This window comes from Methanoregula sp., from assembly GCF_028679125.1.
Taxonomy (GTDB): domain Archaea; phylum Halobacteriota; class Methanomicrobia; order Methanomicrobiales; family Methanospirillaceae; genus Methanoregula.
The window spans coordinates 29,935-48,740 of record NZ_JAJRCG010000021.1 but is presented as its reverse complement, the minus strand read 5'-3'; the positions used below and the strand labels follow the sequence as shown (position 1 = coordinate 48,740).

The 18,806-nt window shown below is 54.6% G+C and carries 18 protein-coding genes and 1 pseudogene; 12 read left to right on the top strand and 7 right to left on the bottom strand.

The annotated features are described in order from the left end of the window. The 4 genes from dnaG to LUQ43_RS11780 form a co-directional block, all read left to right on the top strand. Nucleotides 1–1,221: DNA primase DnaG (dnaG, locus tag LUQ43_RS11795; RefSeq protein WP_299967932.1), on the top strand; the 1,221-nt coding region annotated here is incomplete at its 5' end. Between the two features lie 60 nt (nucleotides 1,222–1,281). After that, the gene (locus tag LUQ43_RS11790) at nucleotides 1,282–1,566 is read left to right on the top strand and encodes a UPF0058 family protein (protein ID WP_299967930.1); all 285 of its coding nucleotides are present in this window, start codon (nucleotides 1,282–1,284) and stop codon (nucleotides 1,564–1,566) included. Nucleotides 1,567–1,652: 86 nt separating this feature from the next. Further along, nucleotides 1,653–2,588 carry an ornithine cyclodeaminase family protein gene (locus tag LUQ43_RS11785; RefSeq protein ID WP_299967927.1) on the top strand — a complete coding sequence of 312 codons (936 nt, stop codon included), beginning with the start codon at nucleotides 1,653–1,655 and terminating at the stop codon, nucleotides 2,586–2,588. 633 nt (nucleotides 2,589–3,221) lie between these two features. After that, on the top strand, nucleotides 3,222–3,503 hold the full coding sequence (locus tag LUQ43_RS11780; RefSeq protein WP_299967925.1) for a hypothetical protein: 282 nt from the start codon (nucleotides 3,222–3,224) through the stop codon (nucleotides 3,501–3,503). A gap of 157 nt (nucleotides 3,504–3,660) precedes the next feature. On the opposite strand, the gene tes is transcribed toward LUQ43_RS11780, so the two are convergent. After that, complete coding sequence (tes, locus tag LUQ43_RS11775; protein WP_299967922.1) at nucleotides 3,661–5,130, bottom strand: tetraether lipid synthase Tes; 1,470 nt, start codon at nucleotides 5,128–5,130, stop codon at nucleotides 3,661–3,663. A 156-nt stretch (nucleotides 5,131–5,286) separates the two neighbouring features. Here tes and LUQ43_RS11770 point away from each other — a divergent pair, with 156 nt between their 5' ends. The 4 genes and pseudogenes from LUQ43_RS11770 (at nucleotide 5,287) to argF (ending at nucleotide 8,547) form a co-directional block, all read left to right on the top strand. Next, a complete protein-coding gene (locus LUQ43_RS11770; RefSeq protein ID WP_299967920.1) occupies nucleotides 5,287–5,787 on the top strand; it encodes a CDP-2,3-bis-(O-geranylgeranyl)-sn-glycerol synthase in 501 nt (166 codons plus the stop codon). Continuing rightward, nucleotides 5,781–6,296 (top strand): orotate phosphoribosyltransferase, encoded by a 516-nt coding sequence (pyrE, locus tag LUQ43_RS11765; protein WP_299967918.1) that lies wholly within the window; start codon nucleotides 5,781–5,783, stop codon nucleotides 6,294–6,296. The genes LUQ43_RS11770 and pyrE overlap by 7 nt, the downstream gene beginning before the upstream one ends. 57 nt (nucleotides 6,297–6,353) lie before the next feature. Next, a pseudogene (purD, locus tag LUQ43_RS11760) lies at nucleotides 6,354–7,639 on the top strand (phosphoribosylamine--glycine ligase). Further along, complete coding sequence (gene argF, locus LUQ43_RS11755) at nucleotides 7,636–8,547, top strand: ornithine carbamoyltransferase (protein WP_299967915.1); 912 nt, start codon at nucleotides 7,636–7,638, stop codon at nucleotides 8,545–8,547. The pseudogene purD and the gene argF overlap by 4 nt, the downstream one beginning before the upstream one ends. 21 nt (nucleotides 8,548–8,568) lie before the next feature. Here argF and LUQ43_RS11750 read toward each other — a convergent pair whose 3' ends face one another. The 6 genes from LUQ43_RS11750 to carA form a co-directional block, all read right to left on the bottom strand. Continuing rightward, nucleotides 8,569–8,814, bottom strand: coding sequence for a hypothetical protein (locus tag LUQ43_RS11750; RefSeq protein WP_299967913.1), 246 nt, complete (start codon nucleotides 8,812–8,814; stop codon nucleotides 8,569–8,571). Between the two features lie 15 nt (nucleotides 8,815–8,829). Beyond that, complete coding sequence (locus tag LUQ43_RS11745) at nucleotides 8,830–10,329, bottom strand: methanogenesis marker 14 protein (protein WP_299967911.1); 1,500 nt, start codon at nucleotides 10,327–10,329, stop codon at nucleotides 8,830–8,832. Between the two features lie 159 nt (nucleotides 10,330–10,488). Beyond that, on the bottom strand, nucleotides 10,489–11,682 hold the full coding sequence (locus LUQ43_RS11740; RefSeq protein WP_299967908.1) for an argininosuccinate synthase: 1,194 nt from the start codon (nucleotides 11,680–11,682) through the stop codon (nucleotides 10,489–10,491). 157 nt (nucleotides 11,683–11,839) lie between these two features. Then, nucleotides 11,840–12,343 (bottom strand): hypothetical protein, encoded by a 504-nt coding sequence (locus LUQ43_RS11735; protein ID WP_299967905.1) that lies wholly within the window; start codon nucleotides 12,341–12,343, stop codon nucleotides 11,840–11,842. 147 nt (nucleotides 12,344–12,490) lie between these two features. Then, nucleotides 12,491–15,658, bottom strand: coding sequence for a carbamoyl-phosphate synthase large subunit (gene carB, locus LUQ43_RS11730; protein WP_299967902.1), 3,168 nt, complete (start codon nucleotides 15,656–15,658; stop codon nucleotides 12,491–12,493). Then, nucleotides 15,658–16,713 (bottom strand): glutamine-hydrolyzing carbamoyl-phosphate synthase small subunit, encoded by a 1,056-nt coding sequence (gene carA / locus LUQ43_RS11725; protein ID WP_299967900.1) that lies wholly within the window; start codon nucleotides 16,711–16,713, stop codon nucleotides 15,658–15,660. The genes carB and carA overlap by 1 nt, the downstream gene beginning before the upstream one ends. Before the next feature lie 209 nt (nucleotides 16,714–16,922). Here carA and LUQ43_RS11720 point away from each other — a divergent pair, with 209 nt between their 5' ends. From LUQ43_RS11720 to LUQ43_RS11705, 4 genes are all read left to right on the top strand, one after another. After that, nucleotides 16,923–17,420 carry a ferritin-like domain-containing protein gene (locus tag LUQ43_RS11720; protein ID WP_299967897.1) on the top strand — a complete coding sequence of 166 codons (498 nt, stop codon included), beginning with the start codon at nucleotides 16,923–16,925 and terminating at the stop codon, nucleotides 17,418–17,420. Between the two features lie 102 nt (nucleotides 17,421–17,522). Beyond that, nucleotides 17,523–17,804: a glutaredoxin family protein gene (locus tag LUQ43_RS11715; RefSeq protein ID WP_299967895.1), complete on the top strand. Its 282-nt coding sequence runs from the start codon at nucleotides 17,523–17,525 to the stop codon at nucleotides 17,802–17,804. Continuing rightward, the gene (locus LUQ43_RS11710) at nucleotides 17,801–18,328 is read left to right on the top strand and encodes a ferredoxin-thioredoxin reductase catalytic domain-containing protein (RefSeq protein WP_299967894.1); all 528 of its coding nucleotides are present in this window, start codon (nucleotides 17,801–17,803) and stop codon (nucleotides 18,326–18,328) included. The genes LUQ43_RS11715 and LUQ43_RS11710 overlap by 4 nt, the downstream gene beginning before the upstream one ends. Before the next feature lie 63 nt (nucleotides 18,329–18,391). Then, on the top strand, nucleotides 18,392–18,730 hold the full coding sequence (locus LUQ43_RS11705) for a hypothetical protein (RefSeq protein WP_299967892.1): 339 nt from the start codon (nucleotides 18,392–18,394) through the stop codon (nucleotides 18,728–18,730). Nucleotides 18,731–18,806: the final 76 nt, after the last annotated feature.

The following is an 18,806-nucleotide window of genomic DNA, read 5'->3' as shown; positions in this document are numbered from 1 at the left end:
GATACTACCAAGTACCTTATTCACATCAGCCTCACTGCAGAGGGGGTGGTCGAGAAACCTGACGTAGTCGGTGCCATATTCGGGCAGACTGAAGGGTTACTCGGCGAAGATCTTGACCTGCGGGATCTCCAGCGGACCGGACGTGTAGGACGTATAGACGTCCAGATCACGAGCAAGAAGGGCGAGACAAAGGGCGAGATCCTGATAGCTACCTCGCTCGACCGTGCGGAGACCGCTATTCTTGCTGCTTCCCTCGAAACAATCGATCGCGTTGGCCCCTGTGTAGCCCACGTGGCCGTGGAATCGATCGAGGATATCAGGGTCAGCAAGCGGAAACTGATCGTTGAGCGGGCCAAAGAGATCCTGATCGAACGATTCGATGACGGGACAATCGATAGCGATGAACTGCTGGATGATGTCCGCCAGAGCCTCCGCGTGGAGAAGATAGGCACTGTCGGGGAAGAGAGATCCCCCGCCGGCCCGAACGTGCTGGAATCGGATGCAATCATCATTGTCGAAGGCCGGGCAGATGTGATAAACCTGCTCCGGTACGGGATCAAGAATGCCGTTGCCGTTGAAGGGACCAATATCCCCAAAAGTGTCGTGGATCTCTGCGAGAAGAAGACCACGACCGCGTTCTTTGATGGCGACCGGGGCGGCGAACTGATCCTGCGGGAACTGATGCAGGTCGCCGATATTGATTTTGTCGCCTTCTCTCCCAAGGGCAAGAGCGTGGAGGACATGACAAGAAAGGAAGTCATCAAGACGCTTCGCAATAAGGTGCCCGTGGAGTATGTCCGTGACCAGTATTTCGAGACATCAGCAGAACTTCCGGCGGATTTCAGGATCAGCCGTGCCTCCCCTGATACAGAAGACTCCCATGAACGAAAAGGAAAATCTGCGGACCCGGCAAAACGCCCTCGTGATGCTTCCGGCGGCCCTTTGAGCCTCCGGGAGCATATTGAGGATGTGAAGGGACAGAACATGGCACGGTTCCTGAACAATGACCTGACGGTGGTCAGGGAGATGCGGTCGGACGAAGTGGAGAAGGTGATCGAGACTATCGATCCCTCTGCAACCGGTCTTGTCGTGGATCGTCCCGTTGACCAGAAACTCCTTGACCGGCTGGTCTGGAAAGGGCTCTCGTATGTTGCAGCACGGGATTTTAAGGGAATAATCAAGCGTCCCCTCTCGATCCGTCTCCTGAAAATGGGGTCGTAATCATCCCCACACAAATTTATTTATGCTGCATGGGACCATTTTACTGTCTGAAGTGGTAGCATGCACAAAGATGAACTTATCAGCCTTCACCAGATGCTCTCTGAGGTCAAGGACTATTTTGAGGAGATCAATCCCGATCTCAAGTTCACACAATATACTGCTCTCAAAATTACTCCGTCTCAACAGCATAAGAGTAAGATGGAGCATAAATATGCAATTTTCGTCCTGGGGACAGAGATTGCGAACGCGATGAAAGAAGTGGATTACAGTTCTTCCAGCAGGATCTCGGCACGCATGAAGGAACTTGCTGACAAGGCCTTAAAAGAGATGGATTACCAGCAATAGTTCTTTTTTTATCCCGTTTCACCGGTCCGCCTTTGCAGACCATATTGATACCAACCTTCAAATTCCGGTAGTGTGCATTCCCGTTCATGGAATACTTCACGGATACCGACATGGGGCTTGATATGGGGCTTGTCAACCGTGCCGTGGAATCGGCATTCGCGGATCACGGGAGGGGGCAGATCCAGATGCCCCCTAAAGTGTATGTCACGCTTCCCGAAGGTGACTTCCGGACCATGCCTGCATATCTCCCGTCCCTGGGGATTGCCGGGGTGAAGATCGTCAACGTCCATCCCGCCAATCCCGCCCGGGGCCTGCCGACCGTGATGGCCCTGACGGTGATCCTGGATGTCGGAACCGGCCAGCCGGTTGCAGTCATCAATGCAACCCGGCTGACTGATATGCGGACCGGGGCAGCCGGGGCTGTAGCCTGTAAGTACCTTGCCCCGAAAAAAGAGATCGTCCTTGGCGTCATCGGTACCGGACGGCAGGCAGAAGTACAGGTCATGGCGATATCGCAGGAATGCAGGATCCGCCAGATAAAGATCTGGAGCCGGGATCCGTCTCATGTCCGGAAATTTGCTGATCGGTTCATGGCGTTTCCCTGTGTTGCCGCACCTGTGGAGAAAGCCTGTGACTGTGACGTTCTTGTGACCACGACCCCCTCCCGTGTCCCCATCATACGGGATGATTGGATCCACGAAGGCACTCATATCAATGCCATTGGTGCGGATGCACCGGGAAAGGAAGAACTCGACCCTGCGATCCTCCAACGGGCACAGGTCTTCGTGGACGATCCCGCGCAAGCCGTCCACTCCGGCGAGATCAACGTGCCGATCAGCAAAGGTCTCTATCGTGAATCGGATATCGAAGGAACGCTTGGGGAGGTTGTCATCGGAAAGAAGAAACGGAGGGATGCAGAGGCTATCACGGTCTTTGACTCGACCGGCCTTGCGATCCAGGATCTTGCGATCGCGAAGATCGCGATGCAGCATGGCAGGAAGATTGAGCTGCCATTTCCGTGAATCAGTGCGTTCCTGATCAGGGGGGGTCTGCGTGAGACCCCCCCACAAGTTTGTTTTTAAAACGCTGATACCCCCCCACCCGCATGGGGGGAGGTATCCGGCATACCCCTCCCCCCTTTGGCTGGATCAGACCCCCCATGATCACTATTGAGTAGCCTTGATAAACGGCGGTTTCGTCTGAAGTCGCGTGCAATGCATAGATCCTGGACGTGTGCAATAATGCACAATTCTCATTTTTGAGAAGGGGGGTATCGGGCAGACCCCCCCCTTTGTCAGGATTTTGGGAGGGGATACCCCCCTGCCCGTCCGGAAATTGCTGGTGGGTACCCCCTCTCCTGCTGTATCATGCTGAGCAAAATCTCTCGATTAGATGCGGTGGCAAGAGGGGGATTTCGTGGATTGCATCGAGGGGGTACCGATCATCTCCCTCACATATCACTGTTGGGTTGAACGTGATCCAACCGGTATCGGATGGGTAAGGAAGTTTCAAGAAGGGGCACATCAGATCCGTATCACAGAGCAAAGGAAGGATTTGGCGTGGCCCCCAGAAAAAGACCCGAATATGAAATAAAGGAGGATACTTCCGGCTGTTTCAGCGTCGGACAGATCATTCCTGATTCTCAATACAATTCCGTGAAAGAAGACTATGATATCCGGTTGAAAGAATGGGCCGGCAGTGAAACGCTCGTGCATATCTCCGGCCGGAAACGGGATCTGATCAAGGGTTTTCTCGAAGAGAAACGGTACGCTGTCACCGCTGAATATTTCCATTACACGGTAAGGGCACGCGGGAAGAACATTGATGCTGGAGCCATTTCGATGAGGATCCAAAAACTGGGTCTGAAATTTCTGCGGGTACGCGTTATCGGTGAAACCGGTCCTGACGGGGATTCGGGAAACCGGAAATCAGGGTAAAATACCAATAGTCTCTCTCATTTCTCTGAAATTGCGAGACTGCCCGCCTCCTCCGGCGGCCTAATACCTGTTCGTGGTTGGATGAACAGGTAAGCACAAGGGAATCGCGCCGTGGCTTGCCTGATAAAGAAATTGTAAAAAAGATACAACCCGGAAATCACTTGTTTTCCGGCTGTTTTGCATACTTCTTCCAGATCTGCTCGCGGTACACCGGCCCGCTGTTGTAGGTACAGAAGGGGATCAGTTTGCCATCGGGCGTAGCATAGTGAATGCAGCACCGCTGGACGCGGTCGATGTCATAATTGTACTTGTCCATGAAGTGCATGGTACCGATGAAGAGGGCGTTCCAGTGGAACTCCCGCAGGGCATCGAAGTTCTGGCCAATCAGCGACTTGCTGATCAGCTTCCAGAACTCTGTTGTGCTGCTCTGCTCGCTGTTCTTCACCGAGTCGTGCATGCTCTTCACACCTTCGAGAAGCGCCTTGTACTTGTTGATGGCACCGCCCTTCTTCAGCGTCTCGGCCATGTGCTCGATCGATTCGAATAACGAGTCGACATCCACCATGCGGTTAACCGGGACGATCCCCCCTTCACGGGCAAAGACATACGTTGCCGCCCCGCAGTGCTGGTGGGCGGTGAACCTTACCTGCGGCCGGCCGGTGTAGGCCTCGACCAGGTCCGAGAACGGGAGGACGCAGGGCACCGGGTAGAAATCGTCTTTTTTGAGCACGCCGCCCATCTGCGTTTCGATCTCTGCAAGGACATCCGGAATGGTGATCCGGGCCTTCTGGAGATCCTCGTCGCTTGCGGCCCCGGTGAATGCAACCGGCTGGAAGTTGATCCCTCTTACCACAGCTATGTTGTCGATGGCAAACCGGATGATGTCACCGAGTTCCTGGTCATTCCGCCCGCGGATCACGGTTGGCACGAGGACTGTCCCAAGACCCACCCGTTTAAGATTCTCAAGAGCTTTTTTATGGATCTCGAGGAACGGGTTCGTCTCCTTTGTTACCCCGTCAAAATGGAGATAGACTGTACTGAGCCCTGCATCCTTGAGCTGCTGCGCGAGTGCCGGGTCCTTGGATATCTTCACACCATTGGTGGCGATCTGGACCTGCGGGAATCCCATGCTCTTGGCTTTCCGGATGATCTCGACAAGATCGTCCCGCATTGTTGGTTCTCCCCCGGAGAACTGTACTGCCGGAGCCGGAACGGGTTTCTCGTCCCGCAGGACCTGGAGCATCTTGACAACCTCGTCGAAACTCGGCTCATACACAAACCCGCATGCCCTGGCATTCGCAAAACAGAAATCGCAGTCCAGGTTACACCGGTTGGTAAGGTCGATATTCGCAAGCAGGGTTGCCGAATGATGGTTGCTGCAGAGACCGCATGCCGTCGGGCAGCTGTCCGGCGGTGCGATGTTCTGTGGATTTGCAACACCATTTCCTATGGCTTCGTATTCCTGGAAACGGTGGTACATCGGTGCATCGGACCAGTAGAGATGCCGGGAAGTCCCATGTTCCGGGCACGTCCGCTTCAACCAGATCTTGCCCTCCTCTTCAACTATCTCCGCGTCCACGACGGAACTGCATGTGGGGCAAAGACTTCTTGTCTTTTTTATCAGCATTAACGTCCACCCGAAGGATGTTATTGAATTATTTTCGGTAGTGATTCCGGTTTTAGTAACCTTAATCTTTCTGCCTGTTCTTTATTACAGGTATTGGAGTGCTACATTATTAGTGTTGAGTTCTTCATAATAGCATTGCTGTCAGCACTGTGGATCATGCTGCCTGCCTATCTTCCTAACCCCGTAGCCGCGCTATGTGGCGGAGGTACCCCCATTGATCTCGGGCGGAACTTCACCGACGGCCGGAGGGTGTTTGGTGATGGCAAGACCTACCGGGGGTTGATCACGGGTATCCTTGCCGGCATCATCATCGGGCTCATCCAGATATGGGCTGCCGGTGCATACGGGCTGGAGTACCTGCCCCAGCAGACGGTGCTGTCGGTTACGCTCCTTTCAGTCGGTGCACTGCTCGGGGACCTGATCAAGAGTTTCTTTAAACGCCGGTTCGGCAAGGAACGGGGGGCAAAGTGGCCGGTTGCCGACCAGTATGATCTCGTAGCAGGTGCATTCCTGCTCCTGCTCGTCTTCAACCCGGCATGGCTCTTTGCTGAAGTCACACTCGCGGCGTTTATCTGCATTCTCATCCTCACGCCCCTGCTCCACCGCGCCGTAAATATCATCGGCTATCTGATCAAAGTCAAGGAGGTACCATGGTAACCAATCCGCTTGCGGAGATGCTCATCCGCTACAAGGCCATTGAATTCGGGGATTTCACCCTTGCATCCGGTGTGAAAAGCCCTTATTATATTGACGTGAAGACCGCTGTAACCCGGCCGGAACTCCTCTCCGCAGTCGCAGAGACGATCGCATCATCCCACGATTTCGATATTGTTGCCGGGGTCGCCGTGGGCGGAGTCCCGCTCTGCGTGGCCACAGCCCTTGCCAAGAAAACGCCCTATGCAATTATCCGATCAGCCGAGAAGGATCACGGCAAGAAGAGCCTTATCATCGGCGATGTCAAGGGCAAGGATGTTCTCCTTGTCGAAGATGTAACTACCTCGGGAGGTTCTGCCCTGTATGGCGTCAACATCCTTCGTGCGGCGGGCGCCCGGGTTGACCGTGTCGTGACGGTTGTCGACCGGGAGCAGGGCGCGGAAGCGATGCTTGCATCCAATGGTGTCCGGATCATCCCGCTCGTCAGGTTACACGAGCTCCTGAAACAATAAGGCGCGGGAATGGAAAGAGAAGGAATTTTTATTCTCAATGTAAACTAGGATGGTACTATGAAGATTCTTGTTGTTGGCGGGGAGGCAGGGAGCATGCGATTGCTGCAGCCCTTGCCCGCAACACAACGACCACATTATTCTCCGTCATGGCAAAGCGCAATCCCGGGATTGACGCACTTGTTCGCGATGTCCTTATTCTCAAAGAGACCGAGGTGCCTGCGATTGTTGCTTATGCACGGGAAAAGCAGGTGGATTTTGCCTTTATCGGTCCCGAGTCTCCGCTCGAAGCCGGTATTGTCGATGCTCTTGAAACCGCAGGAATCTCCTGTGTCGGACCGGTAAAATCCGCGGCCCGCATCGAGACGGACAAGGCATTCTGCCGTGACATGATGGAGCGCAATGCCATCGAAGGATGCCCGAAATACCGGGTCTTCCATTCGGTTCCCGAAGCGGTGGAGTTCATCGGCGGGTATGATGGCGATCTCGTTATCAAGCCGATCGGGCTCACCGGGGGGAAAGGTGTCCGGATCATGGGCGAACAGGTTGACCGTAACGGTGCGATCGAGTACGTCAAATCCCTGAATGGCGAGGCGGTGCTTGAGGAGCGGTTGCTTGGGGAAGAGTTCACGCTCCAGGCATTTGTTGACGGCACCCATCTTGTCCCCATGCCCCTGGTGCAGGATCACAAACGGGCATTCGAGGGGGACATTGGTCTGAACACCGGTGGGATGGGTTCGTATTCAATGCCCGATCACATGCTGCCATTCGTGACTGGTGCGGATTATAAGAAGGCAATCGCGATCATGAAAGCCGCAGTAGCCGCAATGGAACGGACGGGCCAGCCCTACAAGGGGATCCTCTACGGCCAGTTCATGAACACCGCCAGGGGCCCAAAAGTAATCGAGTTCAATGCCCGGTTCGGCGACCCGGAGGCAATGAATGTTCTCTCCCTGCTCACGTCAGACCTTACGGAGATTGTGTCCCACATTGCTGAAGGCTCGCTCCTGCCGTCCCATGTGACCTTTGACGCGCAGGCAACGGTCTGCAAGTACCTGGTTCCGGAAGGATATCCGGACGCACCCCTTGCCGGCAATCCGATTACTCTTGGACCACACAACAATGCCCTTCTCTACTATGCAAATGTCGAGAAAAATCTGGGAAATCTTGTCACCATGACCTCCCGGACCCTTGCATTTGTCGGTATCGGGGAGACCCTGGAGTACGCGGAGCAGGCTGCCGAACAGGCTGCATCGGAGGTCAAGGGAAAGGTGCGCCACCGCAGGGACATTGGAACCAGGGAGTTGCTTGACCGGCGTATTGCCCATATGAAGGAGCTGCAATGAAGAAGGATTTTATCTCTATCCTCGATATCAACGAACTTGAGCTTGAACAACTGCTTTCCGAAGCGCACCAGCTCAAGCGCCAGAAGAGGGCAGGTACACCACACCTGCTGCTGGCCGGCAAGACCCTTGCTATGATCTTCGAGAAGTCCTCGACACGGACGCACATCTCGTTCGAGGTCGGGATGAACCAGCTGGGAGGGCATGCGCTCTTCCTGAACGCCCGCGACATGCAGATCCGGCGCGGCGAGGAGATCCGCGACACGGCCCGTGCGGCATCCCGGTATGTCTCGGGTATGATGATCCGTGCCTACAAGCACAGTACGATCGAGGAGTATGCAAAGTACGCGACCATCCCGGTGATCAACGGTCTTTCGGACCTGGAGCACCCGTGCCAGCTCCTTGCCGATATCATGACCATGCAGGAACATTTCGGGTCCACCAGGGATCTGAACGTCGCGTGGGTGGGAGACGGGAACAATGTCTGCAACTCCCTGATCCTCTCAACCGTCCTCACCGGCCTCAATGTAACGGTAGCAACACCCAAGGGATATGAACCCGCAGAAGATATTGTTGCAAAAGCGCGGTCTCTGGGTGGCAATGTGACTCTCGTACGGGAACCAGAGGCCGCGGTTAAGGATGCAGAAGTGATTGTGACAGATACCTGGGTCTCGATGGGTGACGAGGACGAGAAGGAAGATCGTATAACGATCTTCAGGGACTACACGGTTGATTCTGAGCTGATGAAACTTGCATCTCCTGATGCCCGTGTACTCCATTGTCTCCCGGCACACCGTGGCGAGGAGATCTCCGATGAGGTGATGGAGGGCGGACAGAGCCTTGTATGGGACGAGGCCGAGAACCGGCTCCATGCGCAGAAGGCGCTGCTCGTGCGCCTGCTGAAAAACTAGCAATAAAAAAAATTTTCAGATTTACTTTTCGTCGATGAACGCTTTTAGCTGCTCGATCATATACTTCTCAACTTTTTTGACTTCATCCATTTTTCCCCGGAACGCGAGCAGTTCCCGCTCTTCGCCTTCCATGTTGGCGAACTTGAGCGGCTCCATGCGCTCGACAACCTTGACGTCAAACTTGTTGGTTACGTCAAAGATGATCTTCTGGGGGACGCCGGGGGGAATGAGGACATCGAATAACTGTTCGTCTTCTGTATCGGTCATGATTCTTCACCAGTCTTATTTACCTATCTTGATCCGTCGGCTCATAATACATGGGCCCCCACGGACGCCCCCAATCGGGTTTTTGGGCTTGCCAAGGGAGTTCATGCACCGCCCCATGAGCGCCGCGCCCCGGGCAAGGCCGTCATCGACAAAGACCAGGTGGTCGTTCGGATCGTCAAAGAGGTTCCGTTCCGTAATCCCTTCGAGGATATATTCCGGTTTCCGCCCGGAGATTGCCGCCCTGCCGGTGAAACCGATCGAGGCATTTGGTGGCACGAGCTTCTGTTCCACCGCAACATCGATAAGGCGCAGCGCCATCTGTGCACAGACCCGATCGATCACCTCGTTAAGGGTTGCCAGCCCGTGGTTCTTGTGGATCTCGGCACCAATGGCAAGCAGACTTTCCAGTTCGCTGCTGTTAACTCCACAATCGCACCCGATCATCGCGATACCGGACTCCATGGCAAGGCGGGCATTGACCGGGACCCTGCCGAACCGATCACGATCCGCGGGAACGATCCGGATATCAATATGCTCGTGGCACCGGTTCACAAAATCGTCCACGACCTTTCGGTTGCCGCCGGAAAAGAGCCCCCCGGTCACGCTGTGTTCCCCGAAAATATCCAGCGCTGTACCCGTCCGCTCCTGGACAAGCCCGGTGCCCCGCACGATTGCGTCGGGGATGGCACCGGCAAGCCCGCAGAAATTCCCGACTGTCTTGGCAAACGGGTTGGGATCTGTCGGGCTTACGTCGGTTGTGATGCGGCCGTCCAGTGTGGTCCCGAAATCAATGGATATACAGGGATTGCGGAAATCCACCGGGGTCCACTTTGCTCCTTCCTTGATCCCTGCCATGGCAAGTTCGCCTTCCATCTCGTTTGCCACCATCTCGACACCGGTGGAACCGACCGGGGGAACCACACCGGCAACCGCCCCGATAAAAACGACCTTGTCGGCAAAACTGAACGGCTGGAGTTTCTCCGGCTGGTTCTCCTTTGACATGGGGGGGGTCATCTTCCGTGGCGGAACACCGGCAACAAGGCAGCCGTTCGCGAGCGCGATGACGAAGTCCCCGACCTGGTCCGGGGATTCCATCTCCGCTACTACGCCGGTACTCCGGACAACGAAATCCAGATCTTTCTGGACATCGAGATGTGCATCTTCATGACACTTCAGCAGCGTATCCCGGACCAGTTCGGTCACTGCCTCCCGGGTGAGTCTGGTACCGTCCAGCGTTGCCCCGAAGATCGTCTCACCCGGTTTGGGGGGACGGATGTCGCGGCTCATGCTGACGGTCTTGTTGATGACATACGACATGCCTGTCTCGAGGCTCACACCGGTCAGGATACATTTTGTGGTGGTGTTGCCCATCTCGACCGAGGCCACGATAAAATAAGGTTTGTTCTTGTATTCCGGGATCTGCATCCCCGGGCCGTGGCTGATGGAGGGTGGTGACGGGCTCTCCACGATATGCGGCTTTGGTTTTATGAAGCGGGAGAAAAAACTGGCGCACATATACACCGAATCTTGTCTGTCACGCCATATAAGTTTCTCTTTTATGCCGGCGATAACCCGGGCCGCAGCACCAGATTTTCGGAATCTGATCATCCCGTGATGGTGCCTGCAACAGCAAGAGTGATACAGGATCCTGCACGGGGGAGTGCGAAAAAAGAATTACCTGGTCTTCTTATGCATCTGTCTGACCATACGGGCCTGGATGCCGAAATAATGGGAGACGCCGATCGCATGGCACTGGTCAATAGATGCGCTGTCGAATGAGACCATGTCGCTCGAATAGATTGCATTGGGGGATGTCCTACCCAGCACACGCACGCTGCCTTTGTACAGTTCGAGATCAACGGTACCGTTCACCCGCATCTGTGTAGTATTGATGAACGCATTCAGGGCAGCATAGAGTGGTTCATACACGAGTCCTTTATAGGCGAGCTCGGACCACTTGTCATCAACCATCCGCTTGAAGACGAGTTCCTGCCGTGTCAGGGTAAGGCTTTCCAGATCCCGGTGGGCAGCAAGGATGACCGTGGCGGCCGGGTGTTCGTAATTCTCCCGTGCCTTGAGCCCGAGAATGCGGTCCTCGATCAGGTCATTTCGCCCGATCCCATGCTTCCCGGCAAGGACATTGAGTTTCTGGATCAGGTCATACCCGGCATACTTTTTCTTATTGAGCGCAACGGGGATCCCTTCCTCGAATGTGATGGTAAGTTTCTCGGGTTTTGCCGGTGCCTTTTCAGGTGAGGCAGTCCAAAGGTAGATCTCCTCGGGAGGGTGGAAGGCAGGGTCTTCAAGTCTGCCGCCTTCGATACTCCGGCTCCAGCAGTTCTCATCCATACTCCAGGGCTTGTCCTTCTTCACCGGTACAGGGATGCCATGCTGTTTTGCATAATCGATCTCCCAGTCCCGCGTCAGGTTCAGCTCGCGAATAGGGGCAACAACCTCAAGGCCGGCACCCCGGATGATGAAATCGAACCGGAGCTGGTCGTTTCCTTTGCCGGTACATCCATGCCCGATCGCTGTCGCCTTCTCCTTCTTTGCGATCTTGACGACCTCTTCGGCAATCAGGGGACGTGCAAGCGATGTTCCCATGGGGTATCCTTCGTAAGACCCGTTGGCCCGGATTGCCGGGAAGATATGTTCGGCAACAAATTTTTCCCGGACATCGATGGTGTAGTGACGGTCGGCAAGTTTTTTGCCTTTTTTGGTCGCGACATCGATCTCTTCGTCCCGCTGGCCTACGTTGACCGCGACCGTGACGACCCGGTCATAATCGTATTTCTCCTTCAAGAGCGGGATGCAGATTGAGGTGTCGAGCCCGCCGGAATATGCAAGAACTATGGTGCCTTTTCCCATGCTTGTCTCCTCCTATATCGTGTAATACTCATTGGCAGTACCAGAATATATGTTCAGGGGCGGAATCAGGACTTCCCCGTGCAACAGAATTCTTTTACGAAGAAGAGAAAGAACAAAAAAGTGGTTGTTCAGGCATTATAATCCTGAACGGTTATTTTTACTTTACGTATATTACCCCAGTAGTCTCCGGCTGGAACACGGTTGTGTACTCGTATGCACCGGTCTTGTTGAAGGTGACATCAAGAGATGATCCATAGGGAATTGTTGCGCTGGTCATTCCACCGAACCATGCACCATCGGACGGATCCGTTGCCATAACTGAGTGGGGCTTCAGGGAGTCGTTGTTTACCCAGATTACCTTGCTACCGACCGGAATGGTTGCTGAGGTGCCCGGGATGATCGTCATGTCCTGAGTGAATGTAATCGTATATGAGGGGACCGGGGTCGGGGTTGCAGTCGGGGTTGCATTGGGGGTCTTGTTGACAACCACAACGACAACTTCCTTGGTTGGTTCAGGGGTTGGGACGGCCGTTGTGACAACGACGGTCGGAACAGCTGTTGGCGTGGGAGTAGCGGTCGCGGGTGCTGTCTGCTGGGATGTGCATCCCGCAAGCAGAATCCCGATAAACAGGATTGCAAGAACAACAAATAATTTCTTCATGCATGTTTTTTGGTTATTTCGGTATTTAAGGATATTCAATTCTCCTGTATAATTAACCATGATTCCCGAACAGCGAAGATACCGGGAAATACACCGCGAAAAAAATAAAAACGCTGGAAATCAGTGCTTTTGTCAATATGTCCTCAATTATTTGAGATAATAACTGATCGGCTCCAGCGTTACTTTCTCCCGCTTGATGGCATCAATGGCGAGTGCAGCAGCCCGCGCTGCCTGAAGGGTGGTGATATAGGGGATTTGGAAGTCTACTGCCGCACGCATGATCTGGTAATGATCCTGGCGGGACTGCTTATCCTGGGGGGTGTTGATGATGAGGCGAATCTCACCGTGGCGCATCATGTCGAGCACGTTGGGAGAGCCTTCCTGGACTTTCCGCACGAGATTTGCTTCCACGCCTGCTGCATACAGGTAATCCACGGTACCTTCTGTCCCGTAGAGGGTGAGGCCGAGATCGCGCAGTTTCCGTGCTATCGGGATGGCCTCTTCTTTCTGTTCCATATTCACGGAGATGAAAATATTTCCCTTGAGGGGCAGTTCATTGTCTGCCGATATGCAGGCCTTGTAGAACGCAAGCCCGAAATCATAATCTATCCCCATGACTTCCCCGGTGCTCTTCATTTCGGGCCCGAGCATCGTGTCGACGCCGCTGAGCTTGTTGAACGGGAGGAGTACCTCCTTGACCGCAACGTGCTTGATCTCCTTCTCCTTGTATCCCAGGTCGTGGAGTTTCTTTCCGATCATGACCTTTGCGGCGATCTTGGCAATCGGGATGCCGGTTGCCTTTGAGACAAACGGTACCGTCCTGCTTGCCCGGGGATTTGCCTCAAGGATATATACCACGTTGTCCTTGACAGCCATCTGGAGATTGACGAGGCCAACGACACCCAGCCCAAGGGCAAGTTTCCTCGTATAATCCCTGACTGTATCAACAATTGCCGGGGAGAGCGACTGGGTCGGGATGACACAGGCAGAATCTCCCGAGTGAATACCTGCCTGTTCGATGTGTTCCATGATGCCACCGATCAGGACTTCCGTGCCATCGCAGACCGCATCGACATCGAGCTCGATAGCATTCTGGAGATAGGAGTCGATAAGGACAGGATGGTTATGGCTGACCCGGACCGCCTCTCTCATGTACGTTTCGAGTTCGCGTTCATCGTGCACGATCTCCATTGCCCGGCCGCCAAGAACATACGACGGCCTGACCAAGACCGGATACCCGATCTTCTCCGCCATGGCATGTGCTTCATGTTCAGAATACGCCGAACTGTTGGCCGGGCAGGGTATATTGAGTTTCTTTAAGAGCACGCTGAACCGGTCCCGGTCCTCGGCAATGTCCATGGCGTCGGGGCTTGTCCCGAGGATACGGGTTTTGAGGTCGAGCCGTTTGATCTCTTTCTCAATGGGCACGGCAAGGTTGACCGCGTTCTGCCCGCCGAACTGGACCATGACGCCGTAATATGTGTCGGATTTCAGGATATTGATAATATCCTCGAGCTGCATGGGTTCGAAGAAGAGGCGATCAGAGGTATCGAAGTCCGTGGAGACAGTTTCGGGATTATTGTTCACGATGTGGACAAAAACACCCTCTTCCTCCCGGAGAGCCTGCACTGCGTGGACCGTGCAGTAATCGAATTCGATTCCCTGACCGATCCGGATGGGACCGGATCCCAGGATCAGCACCTTTTTACTGTCCGTGGGGACGATCTCTGACTGCTGCCCGAATGTTGAGTAGAAGTACGGGGTATTGGCGGGAAACTCGGCTGCGCAGGTGTCGACCATCTTATAGGCTGGAGCACCGGCGATGGCATCGATCTCCTCCGGTGCTTTCTCGCTGATCTGGACGATCTCCGCATTGGAGAAACCGTATTTTTTTGCCTGTATGATATCATCCCTGTTGCACGGGCATGTAGCCAGGCGTTTTTCCAGTTCCACGATATTTTTGATCTTCTCCAGGAAGAACGGGGTGATGGACGTGAGCTGTGCGATCTCATCAAGGGTGAATCCCTGGCGGAATGCATCGAAAAGGCAGTGGAACCGCTCATCGGTTGGCCGCGAGAGGATCATACGGATCTCGCTCGGACTCGTATGGACCTGCACATCGGTGTCGAGCGAACGCTTTGCCTTCATGAAGGCTTCTTCAATCGTCCTCCCGATTGCCATCACTTCCCCGGTGCTCTTCATGGCGGTTGAGAGTGTCCGGTCAGCGCCTTTGAACTTGTCGAACGGCCAGCGGGGGACTTTGACGACGATATAGTCGATTGCAGGCTCAAAGGATGCCGGCGTACAACCGGTTACGGTGTTGGTGATCTCGTCGAGCCGCAGGCCGATTGCGATCTTGGATGCAACCCGTGCGATGGGGTAGCCGGTGGCTTTGGAGGCGAGTGCGGATGACCGGGAGACCCGGGGGTTGACTTCGATGACGCGGTAATCCCCGTTTTTGAAGGCGAACTGGACATTGCATCCACCCTGTACATCGAGTGCCCGGATGATCTTGATGGCAGCGCTGCGCATCATCTGGTACTCATCGTCGCGGAGAGTAAGGATGGGTGCAACGACCACGCTCTCCCCGGTATGGATGCCCATGGGGTCGACATTTTCCATACCGCAGATGATGATGCAGGTATCGGCCGAGTCACGCATAACCTCGAACTCGATCTCTTTCCAGCCAAGGACGCTCTCCTCGATGAGAACCTGGTGGATACGGGAACGTGAAAGTCCCAGTTCTACGATACGGCAGAGTTCCTCGCGGGTCCGCGCTATCCCACCCCCGGCCCCTCCCAGCGTATAGGCCGGACGGACAACGGCAGGGAGCCCGATGGCTCCGATTGCATCATCGATCTGGTTCAGGCTGGTCAGGATGACGCTCTTCGGTACCGGCTCACCGATCTCGAGCATAAGGTTCCGGAATTTCTCCCGGTCCTCCCCCTTGTAGATCGCCTCGAGCGGGGTTCCGAGGATCTCGACATTTTTCAGTGCCCCCATTTCCGCAAGTTCTGCGGTCAGGTTGAGCCCGGTCTGGCCTCCCATGCCGGAAAGAACCCCGTCCGGCTTCTCTTTCTCAATGATCTTGGCGATGATATTTGCCCTGAGCGGCTCGATATACACCGCATCTGCCATCTCAGGGTCCGTCTGGATCGTGGCCGGGTTGGAATTGACGAGAACGACTTTCACTCCTTCTTCGCGCATAGCGCGGCATGCCTGGCTCCCGGAGAAGTCGAACTCTGCGGCCTGGCCGATCTGGATGGGGCCCGACCCGATGATCAGGACCTTTTTGATGTGCATCTTCTTGGGCATTATACGAGCCTCCGGAAGACACCGTCAAAATAGTGACATTCGGTATCCATGGGACCGGCATGGGCTTCGGGATGGAACTGGACGCAGTTGATCTTCAGGTCCTCGTTCTCGAATCCTTCAACCGTTCCGTCATTGGCGTTGACAAAGGTAACCTCGCAGCCTTCCGGTAGAGAGTCTGCGTCAACAGCAAAGCCGTGGTTCTGGGTGGTGATGAAGATCCTGCCATCATAATATTTCACCGGCTGGTTGGACCCCCGGTGGCCGAACTTGAGCTTGTAGGTGTCCCCGCCAAGGGCGAGTGCTGCGATCTGGTTACCCATGCAGATCCCAAAAATGGGGAGCTCGCCGATGCATTTTTTCACGGTCGCGATGGTTTCCGTTGCCTGTTTCGGGTCGCCGGGGCCGTTGGTGATGAAGAGGCAGTCGGGTTCGCACATAAAGATCTCGTCATGGGTGGCATTATGGGGGAATATATAGAGGTCGCCATTTCTTCGCGAGAGGCTGGTGATGATATTGGTCTTGAGGCCGAGGTCGAGGATGGCTACCCGTTTTCCCTTTCCCGGGATACGATACGGGGCCTTGCACGAGACTTCGGGAATGGGCGTGCATTCAGAAATGGAAGGGGTCTTTCTTGCGAGTTTCACGGCATACTCGCCATCGTCGCTGCCGACAACGAGGGCAGCACGCATGGTGCCGTGGACACGGGTCTTGATCGTGAGGCTGCGGGTGTCCACGCCGTACATCCCGAGAAGTTTCTTCTGCTCGAAATACTCACGAATCGAAGGTTTCACATCAGGGGCGTCGCAGATCTCGTGACAGACGGCCCCGAGAACTTTGGTACTCTGGCTCTGCATGTTCTGCGCGTCCACGCCATAGTTGCCAATGGTCGGGAAGGTGAACATCAGGATCTGGCCAAAGTAACTGGGGTCGGAGAGTGCCTCCATATACCCGCTCATCTGGGTGTTGAACACGAGTTCACCGGAACATTCGCCCTCAACACCAAATCCATCCCCCGTAATATACTGCCCGTCCTCAAGACCCAGAACCGCCTTCATAATTATCCATATATGGTATGCACGAATGGTTATTAACGATAGTGCAGAACAAAATTCACGGATGGAAGAATGCCCATGTGTCCTGAATTTTTACCGTCCGGATGCCTCGTGAAGATACCTGCGAACCTCCTCTGTTGCCATGACGGATATGCATTTAAACGATCCCTGACGATAATGAAATATTACTTCGGATAGGGTGGTGAATTCAGATGGGAACACAAGGACGGAAGATTGTAGGAACTGATGTGAAGGATCTCGTGAACCTGCTCAACAAGGCATATTCAGACGAATGGCTTGCGTATTACCAGTACTGGATCGGCTCAAAGGTCGTGAAGGGGCCCAACAAGGAGGCAGTCATTGCCGAGCTCACGCTCCATGCGACAGAAGAACTGGCTCATGCCACCCTCCTGACAACCCGTATCATCCAGCTGGGCGGGACGCCGGTTACCAAGCCGCAGGACGGGTTCAAACTCACCAACTGCGGGTACGATGCACCTGATGATCCATTCATTGTCAGGGTGCTGGAGCAGAATATCAAGGGCGAGCAGTGCGCCATCAAGACCTATAATTCACTCCTGAAGAAGACACGGGACAAGGATCCTGTCAGTTACAATATGTTCCTCACCATCCTCTCGCAGGAAGTGGAGCATGAAGAGGATCTCCAGGCCCTTCTCGAGGACGTAGAGATCATCATGAAGAACAAGTGATGGCACGAGCTACCTTTTTTTATCCCGCCGTGCCGGATCGCACTATCCCCGGGTATAAATAGTTATTACACAATTTCCTTTCATAGAACAGATCGGTGGCTCATGGCGGTTGAACATGTTGACGGAAAGAACAGGGGGCATGTCATGCTGTATGCCCTCTCCACCTGCGGGTGGTGTGCAAAGACCAAGGAACTCCTGCGCCAGACGGGGGTTGCCTTTGATTACGTGTATGTCGACCTCCTTGAGGGCAAGGATCTGAATGATACGATTGATATCGTGGAAAAGTTCAACCCGAGCGGTTCGTTCCCCACGCTCGTCATCGACAACCGCAAGGTGATCGTCGGATTCCGCGAGCAGGAGATCCGGGAGGTGTTGGGAGCATGAACTTTGCCGGTATCAGCGAACAGGATGTGGAGCGGGCGTACGAGATCCTCCGGAAGGACGCGGCTGAAGGGGGGTACCGGATCAACCCGGATACAGAGTTTGTCAAGAACCTGGTGCAGGGCCTGCTCAGGAACGAACAGCGGTACGGGTACCGGGCCTGCCCCTGCCGCCTTGCCTCCGGGAAAAAAGAGGATGATCTTGACATTGTCTGCCCCTGTGATTACCGTGATTCGGATATCGAAACGCATGGGGCCTGTTACTGTGCCCTGTACGTGAATGAGGCAATAGCGAGCGGGACACAACAAGTGACATCCGTTCCCGAGAGCCGGCCGCCACGCTCGCAACGCGGAACCAAAAAAGAGCGTGCTGTCCAGACTATCCAGATCGGTGCATCGCCCCTCCCCACCCTCCCGTATCCGGTCTGGCGGTGCAAGGTCTGCGGGTATCTCTGCGCACGCGAAGAACCCCCGGGAATCTGTCCCGTCTGCAAGGCAAAGAAGGACCGGTTCGAGCGGTTCATCTGAATTCCCTCTTCTTTTTGTGTCGTTTCCGAATTCTCAAATACTGCCCCGACCAAGAATATGGGTATGGCAGGTACCGTCAAGATCGAGATCATTGGCCTGAAGACCTCGGAATGCTCCCCGTTTCCCTGTGACGAGAACCGCACCTGCGGGTTAGAGGGATGTTACCATTCGGGAAAACTGCTCGATGCATTCCGGGAACTCAAAACCGCCCTCCAGACAATCTATGGCAACCGCGTTGAACTCACGCTGACACTTGTCGACGATGGTGTCCCCGATCGCATAAAAGCGATTATCGAGCGCGAGTATCCCCCGATCCCCATGGTGCTGGTCAATGGCCGGGTGACAAAGATCGGCAGGATTGTGCTGGACCGGATCAAAACCGAGATCGAGAAAGAACTCTAATCGTCTGCATTGCATTGCGCGCATCCTGTGAAAAACTTCAATTTTCCTGTATTTTTCCCATTCGGGCGTCATTTTT